This window comes from Halolamina litorea, assembly GCF_026616205.1.
Lineage (GTDB): Archaea > Halobacteriota > Halobacteria > Halobacteriales > Haloferacaceae > Halolamina > Halolamina litorea.
This window is the reverse complement of record NZ_JANHGR010000001.1, coordinates 980,345-1,000,316: the sequence shown is the minus strand read 5'-3', so window position 1 is coordinate 1,000,316 and position 19,972 is coordinate 980,345. Positions and strand designations below refer to the sequence as shown.

The 19,972-nt window shown below is 67.5% G+C and carries 23 protein-coding genes; 11 read left to right on the top strand and 12 right to left on the bottom strand.

Annotated elements, in window-relative coordinates; all coding sequences use genetic code 11:
- Positions 1-139: 139 nt before the first annotated feature.
- A complete protein-coding gene (locus NO998_RS05335) occupies positions 140-1,063 on the bottom strand; it encodes a coiled-coil protein (protein ID WP_267646034.1) in 924 nt (307 codons plus the stop codon).
- Positions 1,064-1,345: 282 nt separating this feature from the next.
- On the opposite strand from NO998_RS05335, the gene NO998_RS05330 reads away from it, so the two are divergent.
- Entirely contained in the window at positions 1,346-1,822 is a 477-nt protein-coding gene (locus NO998_RS05330) for a DUF371 domain-containing protein (RefSeq protein ID WP_267646033.1), read from the top strand.
- Positions 1,823-1,876: 54 nt separating this feature from the next.
- A complete protein-coding gene (locus NO998_RS05325; protein ID WP_267646032.1) occupies positions 1,877-2,749 on the top strand; it encodes an endonuclease III domain-containing protein in 873 nt (290 codons plus the stop codon).
- Positions 2,750-2,902: 153 nt separating this feature from the next.
- On the opposite strand, the gene NO998_RS05320 is transcribed toward NO998_RS05325, so the two are convergent.
- Positions 2,903-4,834 (bottom strand): beta-CASP ribonuclease aCPSF1, encoded by a 1,932-nt coding sequence (locus NO998_RS05320; RefSeq protein WP_267646031.1) that lies wholly within the window; start codon positions 4,832-4,834, stop codon positions 2,903-2,905.
- Positions 4,835-5,027: 193 nt separating this feature from the next.
- On the opposite strand from NO998_RS05320, the gene NO998_RS05315 reads away from it, so the two are divergent.
- Positions 5,028-5,558, top strand: coding sequence for an 8-oxo-dGTP diphosphatase (locus NO998_RS05315; RefSeq protein WP_267646030.1), 531 nt, complete (start codon positions 5,028-5,030; stop codon positions 5,556-5,558).
- 24 nt (positions 5,559-5,582) lie between these two features.
- Here NO998_RS05315 and NO998_RS05310 read toward each other — a convergent pair whose 3' ends face one another.
- On the bottom strand, positions 5,583-6,293 hold the full coding sequence (locus NO998_RS05310; protein ID WP_267646029.1) for a DNA methyltransferase: 711 nt from the start codon (positions 6,291-6,293) through the stop codon (positions 5,583-5,585).
- A 126-nt stretch (positions 6,294-6,419) separates the two neighbouring features.
- Between NO998_RS05310 and proS the strand changes: the two genes are divergently transcribed.
- Entirely contained in the window at positions 6,420-7,907 is a 1,488-nt protein-coding gene (gene proS / locus NO998_RS05305) for a proline--tRNA ligase (protein WP_267646028.1), read from the top strand.
- Positions 7,908-7,959: 52 nt separating this feature from the next.
- On the opposite strand, the gene sugE is transcribed toward proS, so the two are convergent.
- Entirely contained in the window at positions 7,960-8,277 is a 318-nt protein-coding gene (gene sugE, locus NO998_RS05300; protein WP_267646026.1) for a quaternary ammonium compound efflux SMR transporter SugE, read from the bottom strand.
- Positions 8,278-8,423: 146 nt separating this feature from the next.
- Here sugE and NO998_RS05295 point away from each other — a divergent pair, with 146 nt between their 5' ends.
- On the top strand, positions 8,424-9,158 hold the full coding sequence (locus tag NO998_RS05295) for a competence/damage-inducible protein A (protein ID WP_267646025.1): 735 nt from the start codon (positions 8,424-8,426) through the stop codon (positions 9,156-9,158).
- Between the two features lie 56 nt (positions 9,159-9,214).
- Positions 9,215-10,210, top strand: coding sequence for an NAD-dependent epimerase/dehydratase family protein (locus NO998_RS05290; protein ID WP_267646024.1), 996 nt, complete (start codon positions 9,215-9,217; stop codon positions 10,208-10,210).
- Positions 10,211-10,245: 35 nt separating this feature from the next.
- Here the strand turns inward: NO998_RS05290 and NO998_RS05285 are convergent, their stop codons facing one another.
- The 3 genes from NO998_RS05285 to NO998_RS05275 form a co-directional block, all read right to left on the bottom strand.
- Positions 10,246-10,713 (bottom strand): ester cyclase, encoded by a 468-nt coding sequence (locus tag NO998_RS05285; RefSeq protein WP_267646023.1) that lies wholly within the window; start codon positions 10,711-10,713, stop codon positions 10,246-10,248.
- A gap of 123 nt (positions 10,714-10,836) precedes the next feature.
- Positions 10,837-11,895 (bottom strand): methylmalonyl Co-A mutase-associated GTPase MeaB, encoded by a 1,059-nt coding sequence (gene meaB, locus NO998_RS05280; protein ID WP_267646022.1) that lies wholly within the window; start codon positions 11,893-11,895, stop codon positions 10,837-10,839.
- Positions 11,892-12,308 carry a cobalamin B12-binding domain-containing protein gene (locus NO998_RS05275; RefSeq protein ID WP_267646021.1) on the bottom strand — a complete coding sequence of 139 codons (417 nt, stop codon included), beginning with the start codon at positions 12,306-12,308 and terminating at the stop codon, positions 11,892-11,894. Before NO998_RS05275 ends, meaB begins: the two co-directional genes overlap by 4 nt.
- 106 nt (positions 12,309-12,414) lie before the next feature.
- Between NO998_RS05275 and NO998_RS15815 the strand changes: the two genes are divergently transcribed.
- Positions 12,415-12,570, top strand: coding sequence for a rubrerythrin-like domain-containing protein (locus NO998_RS15815; RefSeq protein ID WP_345781115.1), 156 nt, complete (start codon positions 12,415-12,417; stop codon positions 12,568-12,570).
- A 33-nt stretch (positions 12,571-12,603) separates the two neighbouring features.
- Here NO998_RS15815 and NO998_RS05270 read toward each other — a convergent pair whose 3' ends face one another.
- Positions 12,604-12,975 (bottom strand): SHOCT domain-containing protein, encoded by a 372-nt coding sequence (locus NO998_RS05270; protein ID WP_379821336.1) that lies wholly within the window; start codon positions 12,973-12,975, stop codon positions 12,604-12,606.
- Positions 12,976-13,292: 317 nt separating this feature from the next.
- On the opposite strand from NO998_RS05270, the gene NO998_RS05265 reads away from it, so the two are divergent.
- Entirely contained in the window at positions 13,293-14,681 is a 1,389-nt protein-coding gene (locus NO998_RS05265; RefSeq protein ID WP_267646020.1) for a permease, read from the top strand.
- 68 nt (positions 14,682-14,749) lie between these two features.
- On the top strand, positions 14,750-14,914 hold the full coding sequence (locus tag NO998_RS05260) for a hypothetical protein (protein WP_267646019.1): 165 nt from the start codon (positions 14,750-14,752) through the stop codon (positions 14,912-14,914).
- A 25-nt stretch (positions 14,915-14,939) separates the two neighbouring features.
- Here the strand turns inward: NO998_RS05260 and NO998_RS05255 are convergent, their stop codons facing one another.
- From NO998_RS05255 to NO998_RS05245, 3 genes are all read right to left on the bottom strand, one after another.
- The gene (locus NO998_RS05255) at positions 14,940-15,635 is read right to left on the bottom strand and encodes a DUF4013 domain-containing protein (protein WP_267646018.1); all 696 of its coding nucleotides are present in this window, start codon (positions 15,633-15,635) and stop codon (positions 14,940-14,942) included.
- A 113-nt stretch (positions 15,636-15,748) separates the two neighbouring features.
- The gene (locus NO998_RS05250; protein ID WP_267646017.1) at positions 15,749-16,195 is read right to left on the bottom strand and encodes a pyridoxamine 5'-phosphate oxidase family protein; all 447 of its coding nucleotides are present in this window, start codon (positions 16,193-16,195) and stop codon (positions 15,749-15,751) included.
- Positions 16,196-16,277: 82 nt separating this feature from the next.
- Complete coding sequence (locus NO998_RS05245) at positions 16,278-18,080, bottom strand: S9 family peptidase (RefSeq protein WP_267646016.1); 1,803 nt, start codon at positions 18,078-18,080, stop codon at positions 16,278-16,280.
- 69 nt (positions 18,081-18,149) lie between these two features.
- Here NO998_RS05245 and NO998_RS05240 point away from each other — a divergent pair, with 69 nt between their 5' ends.
- Positions 18,150-18,830, top strand: coding sequence for a J domain-containing protein (locus NO998_RS05240; protein WP_267646015.1), 681 nt, complete (start codon positions 18,150-18,152; stop codon positions 18,828-18,830).
- 46 nt (positions 18,831-18,876) lie between these two features.
- Positions 18,877-19,155, top strand: coding sequence for an amphi-Trp domain-containing protein (locus tag NO998_RS05235; RefSeq protein WP_267646014.1), 279 nt, complete (start codon positions 18,877-18,879; stop codon positions 19,153-19,155).
- Between the two features lies 1 nt (position 19,156).
- Here NO998_RS05235 and NO998_RS05230 read toward each other — a convergent pair whose 3' ends face one another.
- Positions 19,157-19,936: a DUF7839 domain-containing protein gene (locus NO998_RS05230; protein ID WP_267646013.1), complete on the bottom strand. Its 780-nt coding sequence runs from the start codon at positions 19,934-19,936 to the stop codon at positions 19,157-19,159.
- Between the last annotated feature and the right edge of the window lie 36 nt (positions 19,937-19,972).

Here is a 19,972-nt window from a genome sequence, read left to right as displayed (position 1 = left end):
CCGGTACTGCGGCGCCGTGGTACAAAAAATAGTTGCCGAGTTTCCCGAACGCGGCGGCGCGAACGGCGCCGGCGGCACCGACGACGCCGAGGCTACCCGATCGCGGTACAGTCGAAAAACGAAAACGTGTTCCCGAAGCTTACAGCAGGCCGGTCTTCTGCAGCTTCATCAGGTCCTCGGTGTCGAGGGTCTCGCCTTCCTTGAACTTCTGGTAGATCTCCTCGGCTTCCTCCTTCTCCTCTTCCATCTTCTGCTCGCGCTCGTCCTTGCGCTCTTCCTCTTCTTCCTTGTCCAGTTCGCGCAGGCGCTTCTGGACGCGGACGAAGTCCTCGTGGTGGCGGTCGGCCGCCTCCTGGGCCTCGACGAACAGCTCGTGCATCTCGTCGGCCTCGTCACGGATCTCGTCGGCCTCCCGGTAGGCCTCGATCATCTCGTTGTGGTGCTCCTGGGCCTTGTCGGCCAGCTCAGTCACCTTCTGGTGGTGCTGGCTCGCCTCGGAGCGGACTTCCTCGGCCTCCTCGACGGTCTCCTCGAGCTCGCCGCTCTGGTCGACCTTCTCCTCGCGCTCGGCGAGCTGCTCGCGCTTCTCCTCGATCTCCTCGATGAGTTCGCGCTCGTCCTCCGCGGAGAGCACCTCGGTCTGCTGGCGGAACTCGAGGTCCTCGATCTCCTCACGGAGCTGCTCGGCGTCCTTGCCGTCGTCGAGTTCGAGGTCCTCCTTCATATCCTCGACCTCGTCGAACAGCTCGTTCGCCTCGGCGTTGAGCTCGTTTCGCTTCTCCTTGTGCTCCTGGACCTGCTCGTTGAGCTCGTCGCGCTTCTCGCGGTGCTCCTGAGCCTCGTCGACCTTCTCGCGGGTCTTCGCGTTCAGGTCGTCACGCTTGGAGGCTCGCTCGGATGCGAGCTGGTTCAGGTCGTTTCGCCGATCCCGAAGCTGGCCGGCGAGCTTGATCAGCTCGCCCTTCGAACCGCTTTCCAGCTTCTCGTCGGGGAGATCAACGTTGTCTTCGTCTTTCAGTGCTGCCACGTCGTACTTCTGGAGTACGTCCTCTTTCGTTACCATGCTAATCAAACCTCTGTACCATCCGCCCTCCGGACGCAGCGGACGCTCGCGGAACCGCGACGGAACGTGAATAAGATTTCCCGATCATTCTGCGTGCGGTGCCACCAGCGCCGGAGGCGTTCTGGTGAACGAACGTATGCTTTTGGCGTAGTTAAATTCTTCGGTGAGCTCAGGGTGTAATTGCCTCACACGGCCGCTACCGCCCGTCAAGCACCCACACACCTGCCCCGATGGTCGTTCCGGTCCGGCAGGCACTTGCCTCGTCGTCGCCGACTCGGCGGTATGAGCGAGACGGAGACGACGGACGACGGCGCCGCCGCCCGTATCGAGCGGGTTCGGGCACGCGGTCACGAACACGTCAGCGGCGAGCACGCGAGCACGGTCGAACTCACCAGCGACGACTGGCTCACCCCCGCCGGGGACTGCATCGTCGGTATCGAGGCCGACACCACGCCCGCCGAGTTCGACGACGAGTTCGTCGCAGCCTGTCAGTCCGAGTCGGCGACGATAACCGCCGAGTTCGCCGTCGAGACCGACGACGGAACGCTCACTGACACCCTCACTGCCCGCGGTGACCCGGAACTCACCTTCGAGGGCGACCGAAGCCTCGTCGGTCGGACGAGCGAGTACGTTGACGACCGGACCGTCTTCGTCGGCGCCGACGGCGCCGCCGCCGATCTGGACCGCGACCTGATCGACGCACTCGACGAGGGGGCGGAGCTGAGGCTCACGCTCCGCGTCGAGCCGGGGGAGAACTGACTGCCGACCGCCGCTGCCGGACACCTTTTGCGCGAAGCCGCCGAACGTACGAGCATGACCGACGGCGTCGACGAGCGACCCGACGAGCCGGCGGAGAACATCAGCGGCGGCCCGGGCGGGGGCGGCGAGCACATCGAGGGCGAGGTCGATGACCCGCGGCCCACGGAGGGCGACGCCGACACCGACGACGGCGCGCCCGCGACTCGCGCGGAGGCCGTCGTCGACGAACTCGGCGAGATGTACTGGCAGAAGGCCTACGGCGGACAGGCCGCCTTCGAGTGTCTCGTGCGGACGATCCTGAGCCAGAACACGAGCGACAAGGCGAGCCAGCCGGCCCACGACAGCCTGATGGCGCGGTATGGAGAGGGCGCTGACCTCGCGGAGTCGCTCGCCGCCGCCGAGCAGGACGAACTGGCCGAGACGATCTCCTCGGCCGGCCTCTACAACCAGAAGTCCGAGACGATCATCCGCCTCGCCGGGCGCGTCGTCGACGAGTACGGTAGTGCAGACGCCTTCGACCGCTTCGTGAAGTCCGAAGCGCCCGATGAGGTTCGGAACACCCTGCTGGAGATGAAGGGCGTCGGCCCGAAGACCGCCGACTGCGTGCTGCTGTTCGCGGGCGGCCGCAACGGCGTCTTCCCCGTCGACACCCACGTCCACCGCATCGCGCGCCGGATGGGGCTCGCGCCCGCGGACGCCGACCACGAAGAGGTACGGGAAGCGATTGAGGCGGCGGTACCACCGGAGAAGTGCGGCTTCGGCCACACGGCGATGATCCAGTTCGGCCGGGAGTACTGTACCGCCCGGAAGCCGGCCTGCCTCGACGGCCCGGAGGCGTGCCCGCTGGTGGAGTACTGCGACCAAGTCGGCATCGACGAACTGTCGGGCGAGGTCGTGGACCCGGCCGACGTCGTCGCGGACGACTGAGAGGGAAGGTCGCCGCTACTTGAAGCGGAACGGTTCGAGGTTCTTCGGCGCGAGAAAGTCCGCAGGACGAGCGATTTTGCATGAACGGGTTTTGCGGGGGTCTGGCCGCAGGCGGCGGTTACGCCGCCGAGGACATGCCCCCGCAAAAACGGTTCACTTGAAGCGGAACGTTTCGAGGTTCTTCGGCGCGAACGTGCGCATGTTGAACTCGTGGTAGAGCGCCGAGGAGAAGTCCTGCACCGAACTCTCGTCGCCGTGGACACAGAGCACCTTCTCCGGGCGCGGGCTCATGTTCCGGACGAAGTTCATCAGGCCCTCACGGTCGGCGTGGCCGGAGAAGCCGTCGACGGTGTTCACGTCCATCTCCAGGGTGAGCGTCGACCCGCGGCCCGAGCGGTCCGAGCCGAAGTCAGACACCGGGATCTCGTCCCAACCGTTCTGGATACGGCGACCGAGCGTCCCCTGTGCCTGGTAGCCGACGAAGGTGAGCGTCGAGTCGGGGTCGCTGCCGAGGTGGCGCAGCCACGACATGATCGGGCCGCCGGTGACCATCCCGGAGGTCGAGAGGATGATCGCCGGCCCCTCGTCGGCGACCTCCTGTCGCTCCTCCTCGCCGCCGTCGATGTGGTTGAACTGGTCGGCGAGGAACGGGTTCTCGTCCTCGTGGAAGATCCGGTCCTGCAGGTCGTCACGCAGGTACTCGGGGTAGGTCGTGTGGATCGCCGTCGCCTCCCAGATCATCCCGTCGAGGTGGACGGGCATCTCCGGAATCTTGCCGGTCCGCATCGCCTCCTCGATGACCAGCATGATCTCCTGTGACCGACCCACGGCGAAGGCGGGGATCAGCACCTTCCCCCCCTTGTCGTGGACCTCGTTGATCGCTTCGATGAGCTTTCGCTCCGAGTCCTCCTGGTCGGTCTGGTAGTCGTTGCGCCCGCCGTAGGTCGACTCCATCACGAGCGCCTCCACTCTGGGGAAGTCGTTGACGGCGCCGTTGAACAGCCGGGTGTCCTCGTAGTGGATGTCCCCCGAGAAACAGACGTTGTAGAGCCCGTCGCCGACGTGGAAGTGACTCACCGCCGAGCCGAGGATGTGGCCCGCGTTGTGGAAGGTGAGCTTGAGGTCGGGCGCGATGTCGGTCACGTCGCCGTACTCGAGCGGGATGCAGTGCTTGATTGCCTCGCGCACCTGTGCGGACTCGTAGGGCGGCGTGCGACCCTCCTTCGACGCCACGTCGAGGTAGTCGAGCGTCAGCAGGCCCATCAGGTCACGGGTCGGCTCGGTGCAGTAGATGGGGCCGTCGTAGCCGTACTTGAACAGGAGCGGGATCAGCGCGGAGTGGTCGAGGTGGGCGTGGGTCAGTACGACCGCGTCGAGGTTCTGGGCGCCGGCGCCCAGCGCCTCGGGGATCTGGAGGTACGGCACCTCGCCCTCGGCGCCGGGCTTGTCGCCGCAGTCGACCAGCACGCGCGTCTCCGCGGTGTTGACGATGAACGCCGCGCGGCCGACCTCGCGACAGCAGCCGAGCGTGGTGATGCGGACCCACTGCTCGTCCTGCATCTCCTCGCGGTGGATCTGTCGGCCGACCCGTTCGAGGATCTCGCGGCGCTCCTGCCGTTCCTGTTTGAGGAAGTTCCGGACGTTCGAGACCGTCGAGGACTCGATCGGCGGCGTGCGGACGACCTCGGGGGTCCAGCCCACTTCCCGGGTGATCTCCCGGAGCGTGGAGCCGTGGCGGCCGATGACCATGCCGGGCTTCTGGGCCTCGATGACGACCTCGCCGGTGTCCTCGTGGAAGTCAAGATCGGAGACGCCGGCGTCCTCCGGGATGACCTCCATGACCTTCTCACGGGCTTCGCGGGGCCGTGAGAGTACCTGCGGGTCCGGGCGGACGGTGATGCGCTTTCGCAGCTTCGACGCGAGCTGTCGCACCAGGTTGCCGTCGCCGGCGAACTCCTTCGGGTCCCGGGTGTAGACCACGAGCTCCGGGCCCTCGTACTTCACGTCGGTAATCGAGATCGTACTGGGGATCTCTGCCTCGATCTCACGTTTCAACTCCTCGAGTTGCGTATCTACTTGACTCATGTGTCGAAGACGCTCGCGTCGGCAGCGTTACCCGACGCGAGAGTGGCGGTGATTCTCTCCGGTGTTGCCGTGCGGGAAAGTACGGCGAGAACCCGCTTACCCGGAGGTATCCCCGCGCGGTGGTAAAAGCCTTCCCAAACCTACGGGGCTCTGCCGGCGACACGCTTTTTCGCCCCCCGACGAAGGGCCCCTCGTGCTCGATGACGACGCCGACGAACTGCCCGCAGCGACGCTGTGTCACCTCGTCGACGGGGACGACGACGATCAGCCGAGCGGCGAGGACGGTCGGCCGGCCCACGACGAGACGCTGCTCATCCGGAAGAAACGCGGCGTCGGGAGTGGACAGTGGGTCGGCCCCGGCGGCAAAGTCGAACCGGGCGAGACGCCCCGACAGTGTGTGGTCCGCGAGGTGCGCGAGGAAGTCGGTATCGACGTGCTCGACCCCGAGAAGGCCGGCGTCTTCGTCTACCGCTCTGACGACTGGGACGCCGTCGTTCACGTGTTCCGCGCGACCGAGTACGCGGGCACGCCGGAGGAGACCGAGGAGGCCGACCCCGCGTGGTTCCCCGTCGACGATCTTCCCCTCTCGGAGATGTGGCAGACCGACCGCGAGTGGCTGCCCGTCGTCCTCGACGGCGGGACGTTCCGCGGGCGGTTCGTCTACAGCGATGGGGAGCCGGCGGATGTCGACGTGACGTTCGGTGTCGACGTTCGCGACAACTGAGCGGCGCTGCTGGGTCGGGGCAGCTCAGTTCTCGGGGTTCCTGAACACCAGACAGTACGAGTGGTCGTAGCCGTAGCCGTAGACGCCGCCGGTGGGGTCGGCCACGCTGGCATCGCGGTCGGCATCGAGGGGACCGTCGCCGGCCACCGACTCCCACGCGACGACGACCTCCCCCTCGAAGTCGAGGACGTTCCCGACGCGGTCGGCCACGTCCCACGCCAGCGGCGTCACCCGCCTCTCGTACTTCATGTTGACAATATCGACGACGGCGTGGCCGCCCGGCGCGAGCACCGAGGCGACCCGGCCGAACGCCGCCTCGACGTCGTCGAGGTACTGGTCGTAGCTACTCTCGCCCGTGTAGTTCCGGAACGGGTTGCGGTGGTCGGCCCGCACCATGAACGGCGGCGACGTGAAACAACAGTCGATCGGCGGGAGCCAGTCGCCGTCGAACTCGCGGACGTCGCCCTGCCGGACGTTCGCCGGCGCGTCGACGTGCTCGGTGATGTACTCGACACGGTCGGTCTCGTACTCCAGTCCGTACGGTGTCCGGTCCAGTCGTTCGGCGACCCGAAGCGTAGTGCCGTAGCCCGCGAACGGGTCGAAAACTGTGTCGCCGGGGTCGGTGTACTCCCGGAGGAACGTCTCGACCAGCGCGTGGGGCGTCCGGATGTCGTCGTCGAGGTCGGGTGGCGTCGGCGTCCGGTAGTCGTACGCCAGTGAGAGATGGGTCTGCATGCATGTGTGGAGCGAGAACTGTGTGAACTGTCTTCTGGTCGCGAGCCCGGACCGATCCGACGAGCCCCACTGCCACGGGGACGACCCTTCGGACGTTTTAAGCCGCGACCGACACTCCCTCGGCGTATGAGCGACGACGACAGTCAGACGCTCGGGATCACCGAGTCCAAGGAGTACGCCACCGGCGACTGGTACGCCGAAGTCTGTCAGAAGGCGGGCCTCACCAACTACGGCCCCGAAGGGATGTCCGGGTTCATCGTCGCCCGACCCCGAGCCTACGGGCTCTGGGAGCGGGTACAGGGTGAACTCGACGCGCGGTTCAAGGAGACGGGCGTCCAGAACGCCTACTTCCCCCTGTTCATCCCCGAGTCCTACCTCGAACGGGAGAAGGACATCGTCGAAGGGTTCGACCCCGAGGTCGCGTGGGTCACCCACGGCGGTCACGAGGAACTGGAGGAGCGCCTCGCGGTCCGGCCCACCTCCGAGTCCATCATCGCCCCCTACATGTCCCAGTGGGTCCGGAGCCACCGTGACCTCCCCCTGCGCGTGAACCAGTGGGCCTCCGTCGTGCGCTGGGAGGCGACCGAAACGAAGCCGTTCTTCCGCACCAAGGAGTTCCTCTGGCAGGAGGGCCACACCGCCCACGAGACCGACGAGGACGCGTGGGAGGAGACGCTCACCCGGCTCGACCAGTACGAGGAGGTCTACGAGGACGTGCTCGCCATTCCCGTGATGCGGGGTCAGAAGCCCGACCACGACAAGTTCCCCGGCGCCGACACGACGACGACCGTCGAGGCGCTGATGCCCGACGGAAAGTCCGTGCAGGGCGCGACCTCCCACCACCTCGGCCAGTCGTTCGCGGAGGCGTTCGACATCACCTACTCCGACGAGGACGAGGAGGAGCGGGTCGCCCACACGACCTCCTGGGGCTTCTCGTGGCGCTCGCTGGGCGCGCTGATCATGACCCACTCCGACGAGCAGGGGCTCGTGCTGCCCCCCACCGTCGCACCCGAGCAGGTCGTGATCGTCCCCATCTGGCAGTCCGACACCAAAGACGAGGTGCTCGACTACGCCGAGGGCGTCGCCGACGACCTCGAGGACGCCGGCGTCCGCGTCGAACTCGACGACCGGGACGAGCGCAACCCCGGCTTCAAGTTCAACGAGTGGGAGCTGAAGGGAGTCCCCGTCCGCTTCGAGATCGGTCCCCACGAGGTCGAGGACGGCGAGATCACGGCGGTCCACCGGCCCGACGGCGAGGAGGTCACCCTCGACCGCGAGGGCGTCGCCGACGCCGTGCAGGAAGAGCTCGACACCGTCTACGCGAAGCTGTTCGCCACCGCCGAGGAGAACATCGAGGAGAACGTCCGCGACGCCGACGACCGCGCGGGCATCCTCGGCACGCTCGGCCAGCACGGCGGCTACGTCCGCACGCCGTGGTGTGGCGACGAAGCCTGTGAGGAGGCCATCGGCGACCAGATGGCCGCCGAGATCGTGATGGTGCCCTTCCCCGAGGACGAGGAGAAGCACCACGAGGCCGTCCTCGCCGGCGGTGCCGAGTGTGCGGTCTGTGGCGACGGCGCCGACGAGACCGCCTACTTCGCGAAGTCCTACTGAACGAGCGACCGGCGGTCTGCGACCGCCGCCACCGCTCGTACCGCGGTTCTTCTCAGGCCGACACGGAGTGGAGGCCGACGATCCCCACCACGATCACGCCGATGAACGCCAGCCGCTCGGGGCTTGCGGACTCGTCGAACAGCCCGATCCCGAGCAGCGCCGTCCCGACGGCGCCGATGCCGGTCCAGACGGCGTAGGCGGTGCCGACCTGCAGCTCCTCGACGGCTTTCGCGAGCAGCAGCATCGAGATCACCAGCGCGAGCACGGTGCCGGCGGTCGGGATCGGTCGCGAAAACCCCTCGGAGTACTCGAGTCCGATCGCCCACGCTACCTCGAACAGCCCCGCAAGGATCAGGATGTACCACGCCATGTCCGGACTGGTCGGCAGCGACTCATAGCTCCGGCGTTCGACCGTGGCGTCGACACCGGCGACCGTGCTGGCACCGACGACCGCGCTGCCCGCGTCGCTCGCGTCGGAGCCGAACGACTCAGGGGCCCGCCGCCCGTGGGTCGGCTATGGACGTGGCCATCGTGACGGTCGGAGACGAGATCCTCGCCGGCGACACCCGGAACACCAACGCCGAGCGACTCGCCCGTCGACTGAACGAGCGCGGCGCGAACGTCGCCCGCATGCTCACGATCCCCGACGACCGGGAACTGATCGCCGACGTCGTCGCCGACTGGCGCGAGCAGTTCGACGCCGTGATCGTCGGTGGCGGCCTCGGCGGGACCCACGACGACATCACGATGGACGCCGTCGGCGACGCGTTCGGGCGCGACCTCGGCCTCGACGCCGACGTGCGCGAGGATCTGCTCGACCGGATGGCCGAGTACCGCGGCGTTGACCGCGACGATCTCGATCCCGACTCGCTCGATCTGGACCTGCACGCGTGGGGCGCCACGCCCGAGGGCTCTCGGCCCCTGCTCAACCCCGCCGGCCTCTCGCCGGGCTGTGTGATCGAGAACGTCTACGTGTTGCCCGGCCCGCCCGCGGAGTTCGAGGCGATGTTCGAACTGGTCGCCGAGGAGTTCGGCGGCGACGCCGTGAGCACGAGCATCGAGACGACCGCCCCCGAGGCGTCGCTCACCGACACTCTCGACGCGTTCCGCGAGCGGTTCGACCTCGTGGTCGGCAGCTACCCCTCGACGGAGGGGAACAACCGGCTGAAGGTGACCGGAACGGATCCCGAGCGGGTCGCCGAAGGGATCGAGTGGCTCCGCGAGCGGGTGGCGACCCCGGACGCCGAGTGAGACGCCTCGGCTGCCGCGGGGCGCGCGTTTTTGCCGGTGGCACGACAGCCCCACCTATGTCCGACACCGCACTCGTCGTCGGCGGCACGAAGTTCATCGGCCGCCACACCGTCGAGGAACTGCTCGCCCACGACTACCGCGTCACGACCTTCACCCGCGGCGAGTCCGGCAACCCCTTCGAGGACCGCGATAGCGTCGATTCCGTTCACGGCGACCGGACCGACCGCGACGCCCTCGAAACCGCACGGGACGCCGTCGACCCCGACATCGTGATCGACACCTGCGCGTTCCAGCCCGCGGACGTGGAAGCCGCGACCGAGGTGTTCGCCGACGCCGACGCGTACGTGTACGTCTCCTCCGGGTCGGCCTACGACGCCCCGGACGTGCCGATGCGGGAGGACGAAACCACCCTCCATGACTGCACGCCCGAGCAGGCCACCGACGACACCGTCGAGAGCTACGGGCCCAGAAAGGCCGAGGGCGACCGCGTCGTCGCCCGCGCCGCCGAGGACGGCGTCAACGCGATGGCGGTCCGGCCGATGCTGGTCTACGGCCCACACGACTACACCGAGCGCTTCGCCTACTGGACCGACCGCGTCGCCGAGTACGACGAGGTTGCGGTACCGTTCGACGGCGACAGCCTGCTCCACCGCGTCTTCGTCGAGGACGTGGCGAGCGCGCTCCGGGTCGTCGCCGAGGAGGGGGAGGCCGGCGAGGCGTACAACGTCGCCGACCGGAACACCTTCTCGCTCGGGCGGTCGCTCGAACTAGCCGCCGACGCGCTGGACACGGATGTCGATGTCGTCCAGACCGGCCCGGCCGACCTCGACGCGGCGGGCGTCGAACCGACCGACTTCCCGCTCTACACGCCGACGCCGGCCGTCGTCGCCACCGAGAAGCTCTCGGCGCTGGGCTGGGAGTCGACGCCACCCGAGGAAGCCGTCGCCGCGACTGCACAGGCTCATCGTGAGCACGGACGCGACGGCACGGTGAACGGGCCGGATCGGGAAACCGAAGAAGCACTCATCGACGCGGCACGGGGGGGCGACTGACCCGGGGGCGCGAACCGGGCGACGGACGCCGTCGATCAGTCGTCGTCGGCAGGAAGGCCCGCCTCGAGGTCCCCCGGGATGGCCCCGAGTTCCTGCATCATGCCCAGCGCGTCCCAGGTCGCCCAGCCCTCGACGATCTGTCCGTCCTCGATGCGTGAAGTAATGTGTCCGGGGATGGGGCGGTCGATATCGGTGCTCGTACCGCCCGGCGCGACCCCCATGAACTCCCCTTCGTGGGTCCCGCTTCCGGTGAAGCCGACGGTGACGTACGACTCGTCGGCGTGGAGGAAGGCGATGTCCATCCGGTAGTCCGGGAACCCCTCGAACACGGCCTGCATGAACCCCTTCAGCGCCTCCCGGTCAGCCGTCTCGCCGCCCGGGAGGAACCAGTGGCCGACGTACTCCGGGCTGTAGAGCTCGTCGACGACCCCGAGGTCCTGTTCGTTCCACGCCTCCTCGATGATTCGGCGAGCGATCTTCTCGTTCTCAGCAGTAGTCGACATCGTTCATCACCGGGCGAACTCACGGCGGCTGTGCGTATTGTAAATACGCCACTTATCACCCGATTCAGCCGCCCTACTGGCGTAAAGGTGGGTCTGCGAGCAGACCGCAAAAGGGTATGCTTCCTACTCGCGCTCCTGTTCGACGCACTCTTCGATCGGCCCGAGCACGTCGTCGGCGACGGTGTAGGGATCGGTTTCGCGCTCGTGGACCCGCTCGGCCATCTCCTCGACGCCCCCGCGGCGCGCTAACTCCCCCTCGACCAGTTCGGCGGCGTCGGCCCGGAGCAGTTGGCGGATCTCGGCGGCGTAGCGCTGTTTCGCCTTGGCCTCCCGTCGGCCGGTCTCGTCGAGCCACGCGGAGTGGGCGTCGAGCGTGTCGATCAGCTCCTCGACGCCCTCGCCGCTCTTGGCGACGGTTTCGAGCACTTTCGGCTCCCAGATACTCGCTGATCCGTCGGCGTCGGCGCCGTCTCCGCTGTCGGGGTGCTCGGGAGCGTCGAAGCCGCCGGTGTTCAGCTTCGCGGTGGGGTCGCGCTCCATGTGGAGCATCTCCTCTAAGTCCGCGACCGTGCGGGTCGCGCCGTCCATGTCGGCCTTGTTGACGACGAAGAGGTCGCCGATCTCGAGGATGCCGGCTTTGAGCATCTGGACGTCGTCACCAGAGCCGGGTTGGACGAGGACACAGACGGTGTCGGCGGTGCGGACGATGTCGACCTCGTTCTGGCCGGCGCCGACGGTCTCGATGATGATGCGGTCCTTGCCGAACGCGTCGAGAGCCTTGACCGCGTCGGCGGTCGCCGTCGAGAGCCCGCCGAGCGTGCCGCGGGCGGACATCGAGCGGAAGAACACGTCCATGTCGCCGACGTTGCTCGCCATCCGGATGCGGTCGCCGAGGACGGCGCCGCCGGTGTACGGCGAGGAGGGGTCGACGGCGATGACGCCGACGGTCTCCCCGCGCTCGCGGTAGTGGGCCGCAAGCTTGTCGACGAGCGTCGACTTCCCCGCCCCGGGGGAGCCGGTGACGCCGATCACGTCGGCGGTCCCGGTGTGCTCGTGGAGCGCCGAAACGATGTCTCGGTAGCCCGGCTCGCGGTCCTCGACTTTCGAGATGACCCGGGCGAGCGCGCGGTGTTTCCCCGCGAGCAGTTCCTCGACCAGTTCGGTCTCCGCGGCCGCGTTCATCGCTCGGGGGCGTTCTCGCGGACGAACTCGACGGTCTCCTCCATCGGCGTCCCGGGGCCGAAGACCTCCGCGACCCCCAGATCGAGCAGCGTCTCCTTGTCCTCGTCGGGGATGATGCCGCCGACGAGGATCAGGGTGTCCTCGAACGCGTCGTACTCCTTCAGCCCCTCGATAACCTTGGGGACGAGCGTGTTGTGGGCGCCCGAGAGGATCGAGATGCCCAGCACGTCGACGTCCTCCTGTACGGCGGCCTGCACGATCTCTTCGGGCGCGCGGTGGAGCCCCGAGTAGATCACTTCGAAGCCGGCGTCGCGGAACGCCCGCGCGATCACGTGTGCGCCGCGGTCGTGGCCGTCCAGGCCCACCTTGGCGACGAGACAGCGGATGGTCCGTTGCTCGGAGTCTGCACTCATAAGGAGGCCGTTCGCCCGGCGTCGGTTTCACTCTAACGGGTCCCCCGTGCCGGCGAGAGTTCGGGTCGGCGAAGGATTCAAGCTTCTGCACGACAATCGGTAACACATGTCTCCCATTGGTAGTCGGAACGGAGGTGGAACCGGAACGAAACTGTACGAATGTGTGGACTGTCTCCAGCACCACACAAGCGAAGACCGGCTCGCCGTCTGCCCGGACTGCGGCGGGACCGTCGAGAACCTGACGAAGGCACGGGCAGAGTGAATCAGCCGCCCGACACGAAGGGCGGCCCACAGATCAGTCGCGTCGGTCGCGTGTCAGCGCGTCGCGGCGCTGTTCGTACTCTTCATCGCTCAGTTCCCCGCGAGCGTACGCCGAGCGGAGTTCCTCCATCGCCGGGTCACTCCCGTCGTCGTCGGTGAGACCCCGGTAGAGGAGGTAGCCGCCACCGACGACGACCAGCAGGAACAGCAGTTGCATGGCGATGCCTGCGAGGGGGAACCAGCCGCTGGTCTGGCCGTCACCCCACATGTGGCCGCCCCAGGTGCCGCCCATCATCCCGGTTCCCATCATCCCGAACCCCATGAACAACAGGGGGAGCAGGAAGAAGACCGCGAGGGCGACCAGGAGGATCACACCCACCGTCCGGCTATCGTTGTTCTGAGACACAGTGTTTCACCGTGCGAAAATAGGGCCTCCCAAATCAATACGGTTGTTACTCGAATACATCGACTCTGTACCGTCGATTCCTTTCGAACGTGGAGCCAGAACGGAGAGAACTTTGGGAACCAAAGTGCCACCGGCGGGGCGAGTTCGTTCCGTCGGTCGAGGAGTGGCTCGCGCCGCCGCACCCGGCGCCGGGATTCCCGAAAACCAACGGATTGCGGTGGGTGTCACCGGGGAGACTTCTCGAGGGCGACGCGATTCCCCCCCGGCTCGGTTCTGTAAGGGTAACCGCAATAGTCGATGTAGCCGTCGTTGTACGTATGGGCGCGCTCGTCGACGGCGTGATCGAGTCCCTACGGATCGGCGTCGGCTTCCTCTGGACAGCGGCGTGGGCGATCGTCATGGGGCTGACCGTGACCAGCCTCGTCCAGACGTTCGTCTCGAAAGAGCGGATGGCCGACGTGCTGGGGGAGGGTGACTTCGAGGGCCTCACGAAGGCGACGGTGTTCGGTGCGGTCAGCAGCGGCTGTAGCTTCGGCGCCGTCGCCATCGCGAAGGGGCTGTTCAAGAAGGGCGCGGCGGTCGTGAACGTGCTCGCGTTCATGTTCGCATCGACGAACCTGATCGTCGAACTCGGGCTGATGATCCTGCTCCTGTTGGGGTGGGAGTTCCTCGTCGCCGAACTGCTCGGCGGGCTGGTGCTGATCGCGGTGATGGCGCTGCTGGTCCACCTCACACTCCCCGAGAGCCACTTCGAGGAGGTCCGCGAACGCCTGAACGAGCGTGACCGCGCGGCGGGCGTCGACGAGGACCCCACCTGTGGGATGGAGGGGAGCCCGGAGCACACTCTCACCACCGACGGCGGCGAGACCCTGCAGTTCTGTTCGGAGGGCTGTCTGGAGACGTACAGACAGCGGACGGCGGGCACCGGCGGCTGGCGCGAGGAGCTTCGGTCGTGGGGCGGGTGGTACAAGGTCGCCAACCAGTTCCGAAAGGAGTGGTCGATGATCTGGACCGACGTGATCGCCGGCTTCCTCATCTCGGGGTTCGTGATCGTGTTCGTCCCCCAGTCGGTCTGGAACGCGCTGTTTCTCGGCGGCGACGGGCTGTTCGCCACGGCCGAGAACGCGACCATGGGCGTCGCTATCGCCGTCCTCAGCTTCGTGGGCAGCATGGGGAACGTCCCCTTCGCGGTCGCGCTCTGGGGCGGCGGGATCAGCTTCGCGGGGGTGATCGCGTTCGTCTACGCCGACCTCATCACGGTGCCCGTGTTGAACGTCTACCGGAAGTACTACGGCTGGAAGGTCATGCTGTACGTTCTCGGCGTGTTCTTCGTCACGATGGCGTTCACGGGGTTCCTGATGGAGTTGCTGTTCGACGCGCTCGGGGTCGTCCCGGACCTCGCCGGCGGTGAGACCGCGAGCGAGCAGACCTACTTCGAGGTGGACTACACCCTCGCCCTGAACCTGCTCGCGTTCGGCCTCGTCGGTTTCCTCGCGGCGGTCTACCGTCGCGGCCTCGGTGCGCCCGGACAGTTCCGCGATCCGGTCTGTGGCATGCGGGTCGACGACGACGGCCCCAGCGTGACCCACGACGGCGACCGCTACTACTTCTGTTCGCGGAGTTGCAAGCGCGCCTTCGAGGAACAACCGGGGGAGTACGCCCACCACGACCCCGAAGTCGGCGCCGGTCAGGAGCACGACCACTGACGGCGCGTCGACGGGTCGAAGGAGGGGCGGACTGACCGCCCCCGCGACTCGACACCGAGGGCACGACGTTGGGTCAACGTGCCGGCGCGGTGATCCTCGACGGCCTGTTGCTGGGAATCTGTCTCGGCGTCGCCGCTACGGTGCTCGTCGGCGCCACGATGGGCGTCCTCACCGACCGCGGCCAGTGCCTCGGCGATCTGGCCGCGGGAACAGTTGTGTTCGAAACGAATTGAGAAGGGTTGGGCGGGAGAGCGAGCGTCAGGCGACGGTGCCGTCGAACTCGCCGGTGTTCGTCCCCTCGACGCCGACGACCTTGCCGAACGCCGCGCCGAACATGTAGAACGCCGCGACCTGCACGTAGAACTGGATGAACGGCACCACGATGAGGCCGACGATGGTCACCGCGAGGAAGAACACGACGACGTTCATCACCGCCGCGAGCACGAACGGGATCAGCCACGCGACGAGGTAGTCGGCCGAGAGCACCGCCTGCTTGATCGTCCCGAAGTCGAAGGCCGCCCCGAACTCGCCCTCGAGGGCCATGTTGGTCAGCGCGGCCGGGATCAGGTAGTAGAGGATGAACATCGCGAGGATGCTCACGAGGATGCCGATCAGGCCGATTCCACCGAGGATACTCATCCCGGCGTCGCTGCCGGAGGCGCCGCCGGCACCGATGACGAAGACACTGAGGAACACCAGCGCGAACGGGACGATCCCGTAGACGATCGTCACGGCCGTCGCCTTGAGGCCGTCGACGATCATGTCGCCCCAGTCCTCGAAGGCTGGGGGCTCCTCTTCGCCGCGAGCGGCGCCGCCGAGCACCCAGACCAGGTAGCCAAGCAGGGCGAACGCGGGGATCACCAGTACGCTGGCGAACCCGAGCAGTCCACCGATCACGATACGACCCGCCGCGCTGTCCCCGCTAATGGGGTAAGAAAGTCCGTCTTCGAGCATCTCTCCCGGATAAGTTCCCGACACGAACTTAACCGTTTCCCGATGTGTATACCGCACTACACTACTGTCGCGGCTGGCGATCGGCCCTCGGTTCGGGGCCGGGGTCGTCGGGCCTACGCCTCCGTGTACGACTCGCGACGCGCCCCGACGGTATCCGGCGTGAGGCGGTAGAACTCGAACTCGACCGTCCGGAGCGGTTCGCCGAAGATGTCGACGTACTGGAGGTCGACGCCGCGGAGTCCTTCGAGGGTCTCGATCGCGATCGACCCCTCGGTCGTGTCCTCTAGTTCCCCCTGAACGACGACGCTCTGCCAGCGATCATCTGCCTGTCCATAGGTCACGAACGTCGCCGGCCGGCCCGCGAGGTCACCCTTCCTGCTGTCGGGAGCGACCGCGAGCCGGAAGTAGAACGCCCCGGTCGAGCTGTCGTAGCCGTAGGACACCGGTACCGAGTGGGGTGGGCCGCGCTGGGTGTTCAGTGAGAGGACGCCCGTTCCGCCCGCACCGAGGAACGCGATTCGCTCTTCGTCGGTCATCTCGTTGGGGTGGTCGTGGCTCATAGCCGACGCTAGGGGCTCGAAGGGGAAAGGTAGCGACCACGTTCGCAGGGAAACCCCCGGCGTGTGGCTGCCCGCGGTGGGCCTACACGTGTTCGTCGAGGAACTCCACGACCGCGGAGTAGGCCTCGATACGGTTCTCCAGTTTGGAGAAGCCGTGGCCCTCGTCGGGGAAGATCAGTTTCCGGACGGGGACGCCCTGCTCGCGGGCGTCCTCGACGATCTGTTCGGCCTCGCTGACGGGCACGCGCGGGTCGTTCTCGCCGTGGAGGACGAACAGCGGCGCCGCGATGTGCTCGATGTTGTTCGACGGCGATATCTCCTCGAGGAACTCCCGGTCGTCCTCGAGGCTGCCGTACTCGGCCTCGCGGAGCGAGCGCCGCCAGTCGCTGGTGTTCTCGAGGAACGTGACGAAGTTGGCGATGCCGACCACGTCGACGCCCGCCGCCCAGAGGTCCGGGTACTCCGTCATCGCCGAGAGCACCATGAAGCCGCCGTAGGAGCCGCCGTAGGCGACGATGCGGTCGGCGTCGGCGTCGGGGTGTTCCTGCAGCCACTCGACGCCGGCTTTCAGGTCCTTCACCGAGTCCATCCGGTTGCGAACGTCGTCGAGGCTCGCGTACTCCTTGCCGTAGCCCGAGGAGCCCCGGACGTTGGGCTCGAACACCGCGTAGCCGTTGTTGAGGAAGTACTGCTTGACGGTGCTGAAGGAGGGCCGTCGCTGGCTCTCGGGGCCGCCGTGGATGTCGACGATGACCGGCACTTCGCCCTCGGCGTCCTCCGGTACCGAGAAGAAGCCGGGGACCTCCCGACCGTCGAAGCTGGGGACGTGGACCAGTTGGGGCTCGACGAACGTGTCCCGTGGGATACCCGCCGTCGCGGCGTTCGTCCAGCGTGCGCTCTCGCCGGTGCGGGCGTCGGCGACGTGGACGTTGGCGTTGTCGCTGCTGGCCGTGACGGTTGTGGCGTAGCGCTCGCCGTCGGGGCCCCACGAGACGCCGCCGATGACGCCCTCCGGGAACGAGGGTGACTCGTTGGGGTCGATCCGGTCGGCGTCGACGAGTTCCCCGACCGTGAGGGCGGTGTAGCCGTCGACGTTGCGCGAGTACGCGACCCGGCGGCTCTCCTCGTCGATGGAGACGCCGTCGACGTTCCACTCGCCACCGTCCTCGACGACGGTGAAGCCGCCGGTAGAGAGGTCGAGCCGTTCGAGTTGGAGCGTATCGGAGTTGTGATCGGTGACCAGGTACAGCGAGTTGCCGTCCGGCCCCCACTCGACGCTGCTGAACCGGGCGCGGCCGTCGTGGGGCGTGACGTGGCTGATGCCGCCGTCGGTCACGTCGAGGACGTGTACGTCGTGGTCGAAGCTGGAGTGGGCCTCGTGGACGATCAGCCGGTCGTCCTCGGGCGACCAGCCCGAGAGGCTGAGCCAGCCCTCCCCTTCGTGGACCAGTTCGGCGTCGTCACCGGTGCCGTCGCGGTCCTGGACGTAGATGTCGAACACCTCGTGGTCCCGGCGGTTCGAGGCGAACGCGAAGCGCTCGCCGTCGCTGTCCCAGCCGCCCCAGCGGTGTTTGGCGCCGGCTCTGCGGGTCCGGTTGGTGATCTCGCCGGTCTCGGTGTTCAGCGTGTAGAGTTGGGCGCGCTCGTCGCCGCCCTGGTCCTTGCCGAACGCGAGTTCCTCGCGCTCGGGGGAGTAGTCGACGAACGTCACCCGGTCGTCGTAGAACGTTCGCTGAACGGGCCACTCGCCGGGCCCGTCGACGGTCCAGACCTGTGCGGTACCGGTCGTGTTCATCAGGAACGCCAGCCGCTCGCCGTCGGGGGCGAACGAGCCACCGTACGCGCTCCGGATGTTGAGGTACCGCTCGATGTCGTAGGTTGTCACGACGAGGGGTTGACACGGAACCACAAAGGTAGTTCGGGTCCCGGTCACCCCGGCGGGGCGTTGAAGAGGATGCCGCCCCAAGACGCGCGCGTGCTCTCGACCCTGCCGTCGTGGCTCCTGTCCGGGCTCCTGTTGGGGGTAGCTGCGTCGGTCGTGATCGCTGTGGTGTTCGTCCTCGGGGAGCGCTACATTCCCGACCCCGAACCCGACTCCAGCGGTCGCCGTGTCGGCGCCGCCGAGCGCCAACGTGCCGAGATCCGGGCGGTGTTCCGGCGCGCCGACGAGCCGTTCCTCGAGGACTACGGACTCGGCACCACGCGGGTGGCGTTCTACCTCCCCGACCGGGACGTAGCGATCACGTTCGACCCGCGGGCGTACCTCCGACTGGCAGACGGCGAGACGCACGTGGTGCTCTGTGAGTACGAGATGCCGGGGTCGATGATCGGCCGCCTCCTCCCGTTCGACCTCGGTATCGACGCCGACCGACGGACAGCGTCGGGGCGGGACCGGGGGCGGAGTCGGAGTCGAAGCCGACGGGCGGACCGCGACCCCTGGGCGAGCAGGGAGCGTGAGAACCCCATCGACGACGCCTTCGACACGCTCGGACTCGGGCGCGACGCCGACGCCGAGGCGGTCAGCGCGGCGTATCGCGACCAGGTCAAGGAGGTCCACCCGGACCACGGCGGCAGTCAGGAGGAGTTCCAGCGGCTTCAGGAGGCCTACAGCACCGCGAAGGAGCACGCCGACTGAGCACCCCGGCGCGGATTTATGTCGTCTGGCGCCCAATTAATCGTGTATGCCCGAGACAGTCCTGTTCAAATCCGAGAGCGTTCGGAGCCGTGAGGAGATCGCCGAATACCTGCACAGCGTCGCTGACTCCCTCGCAGCAGGCGGGGAGGTAACCCTCAGTTCCGCGACTGAGTCGGTAGCGATCGACCCGCCGGAGCGAGCGGAGTTCGAGGTAAAAGTCGAGCGCGAGGGCCACCCCGACAACCCCGAGAAGAGCATCGAGTTGGAGATCGAGTGGCACGAGGGTGCCGAGGGCGACGCGGACGGCGACCTCCGGATCGAGTGAGTCAGTTCCCCTCGACGACGTACTCCGTCTCGCCGTCGCGGAGCGCGTCGGTGACGCGACCGACCTCGTCGCGGGTGACGGCGACGACGACCTCCTGCCCGCGCCCGGCCGCCTCCGCGGCCACCTCGCCGGCGGCGGCAGCGACGGCCGGCGGGTGGTCGATCCCGCGGAGCGTGACGACTGCTTCGACCCCGCTGGCGAGGACGAGGTCAGCCGCCGAACAGAGTTCCGCCAGCGCCGCCTCGTCGACGCCGCGGCTCCCGCCGGCCCGGACCGGCGGCACCTGAAACACCGTGACGGTGCCGGGTGCCATGTCGATCACGCCCTCGAACCCCGTCACGCCGACGTCGGTGCCGGCCTCCGCGTCGGTAGTCGCTACACCAGTCGCCGGCCCCTCGTCGCCGGGCGTCGCGTGGAGCAGTCCGTTTTGGAGCGAGAGCGAGACCGGTTCGCCGGCTTCGATCGCTTCGACGGCGACGGCGGCGTCCTCCTGCAGGCTCTCCAGTACGTCGTCGGTGACGTGGTCGACGTACCGCCGGAGCGATTTAGCTTCGCGGAACAGCCAATCCACGCCCTCCTTGGTCACGCGGTAGCGCGAGCGGCCCTCCTTCTCGACGAGGCCGTCGTCGACCAGTTCACGGATGTACTCGCTGACCGCCTGACTCGTGACGCCGACGGCGTCGGCGATCTCGCCCTGACTCACCGCCGGCTGGCGGTCGGCGATCTCGGCGAGGATGCGAAAGCGGCTCGCAGTGCGTTTGTCCGCCAGCGCGTCAGTCATGCGGGAAGGCTGGGTCGGGCCCCACATAAACACCGG

Bases quoted from the DNA above. Each gene is read 5' to 3' on its own strand.
- NO998_RS05335 (WP_267646034.1), bottom strand. From the start codon at position 1,063: ATGGTAACGAAAGAGGACGTACTCCAGAAGTACGACGTGGCAGCACTG.
- NO998_RS05330 (WP_267646033.1), top strand. From the start codon at position 1,346: ATGAGCGAGACGGAGACGACGGACGACGGCGCCGCCGCCCGTATCGAG.
- NO998_RS05325 (WP_267646032.1), top strand. From the start codon at position 1,877: ATGACCGACGGCGTCGACGAGCGACCCGACGAGCCGGCGGAGAACATC.
- NO998_RS05320 (WP_267646031.1), bottom strand. From the start codon at position 4,834: ATGAGTCAAGTAGATACGCAACTCGAGGAGTTGAAACGTGAGATCGAG.
- NO998_RS05310 (WP_267646029.1), bottom strand. From the start codon at position 6,293: ATGCAGACCCATCTCTCACTGGCGTACGACTACCGGACGCCGACGCCA.
- proS (WP_267646028.1), top strand. From the start codon at position 6,420: ATGAGCGACGACGACAGTCAGACGCTCGGGATCACCGAGTCCAAGGAG.
- sugE (WP_267646026.1), bottom strand. From the start codon at position 8,277: ATGGCGTGGTACATCCTGATCCTTGCGGGGCTGTTCGAGGTAGCGTGG.
- NO998_RS05295 (WP_267646025.1), top strand. From the start codon at position 8,424: ATGGACGTGGCCATCGTGACGGTCGGAGACGAGATCCTCGCCGGCGAC.
- NO998_RS05290 (WP_267646024.1), top strand. From the start codon at position 9,215: ATGTCCGACACCGCACTCGTCGTCGGCGGCACGAAGTTCATCGGCCGC.
- NO998_RS05285 (WP_267646023.1), bottom strand. From the start codon at position 10,713: ATGTCGACTACTGCTGAGAACGAGAAGATCGCTCGCCGAATCATCGAG.
- meaB (WP_267646022.1), bottom strand. From the start codon at position 11,895: ATGAACGCGGCCGCGGAGACCGAACTGGTCGAGGAACTGCTCGCGGGG.
- NO998_RS05275 (WP_267646021.1), bottom strand. From the start codon at position 12,308: ATGAGTGCAGACTCCGAGCAACGGACCATCCGCTGTCTCGTCGCCAAG.
- NO998_RS15815 (WP_345781115.1), top strand. From the start codon at position 12,415: ATGTCTCCCATTGGTAGTCGGAACGGAGGTGGAACCGGAACGAAACTG.
- NO998_RS05265 (WP_267646020.1), top strand. From the start codon at position 13,293: ATGGGCGCGCTCGTCGACGGCGTGATCGAGTCCCTACGGATCGGCGTC.
- NO998_RS05255 (WP_267646018.1), bottom strand. From the start codon at position 15,635: ATGCTCGAAGACGGACTTTCTTACCCCATTAGCGGGGACAGCGCGGCG.
- NO998_RS05250 (WP_267646017.1), bottom strand. From the start codon at position 16,195: ATGAGCCACGACCACCCCAACGAGATGACCGACGAAGAGCGAATCGCG.
- NO998_RS05240 (WP_267646015.1), top strand. From the start codon at position 18,150: ATGCCGCCCCAAGACGCGCGCGTGCTCTCGACCCTGCCGTCGTGGCTC.
- NO998_RS05235 (WP_267646014.1), top strand. From the start codon at position 18,877: ATGCCCGAGACAGTCCTGTTCAAATCCGAGAGCGTTCGGAGCCGTGAG.
- NO998_RS05230 (WP_267646013.1), bottom strand. From the start codon at position 19,936: ATGACTGACGCGCTGGCGGACAAACGCACTGCGAGCCGCTTTCGCATC.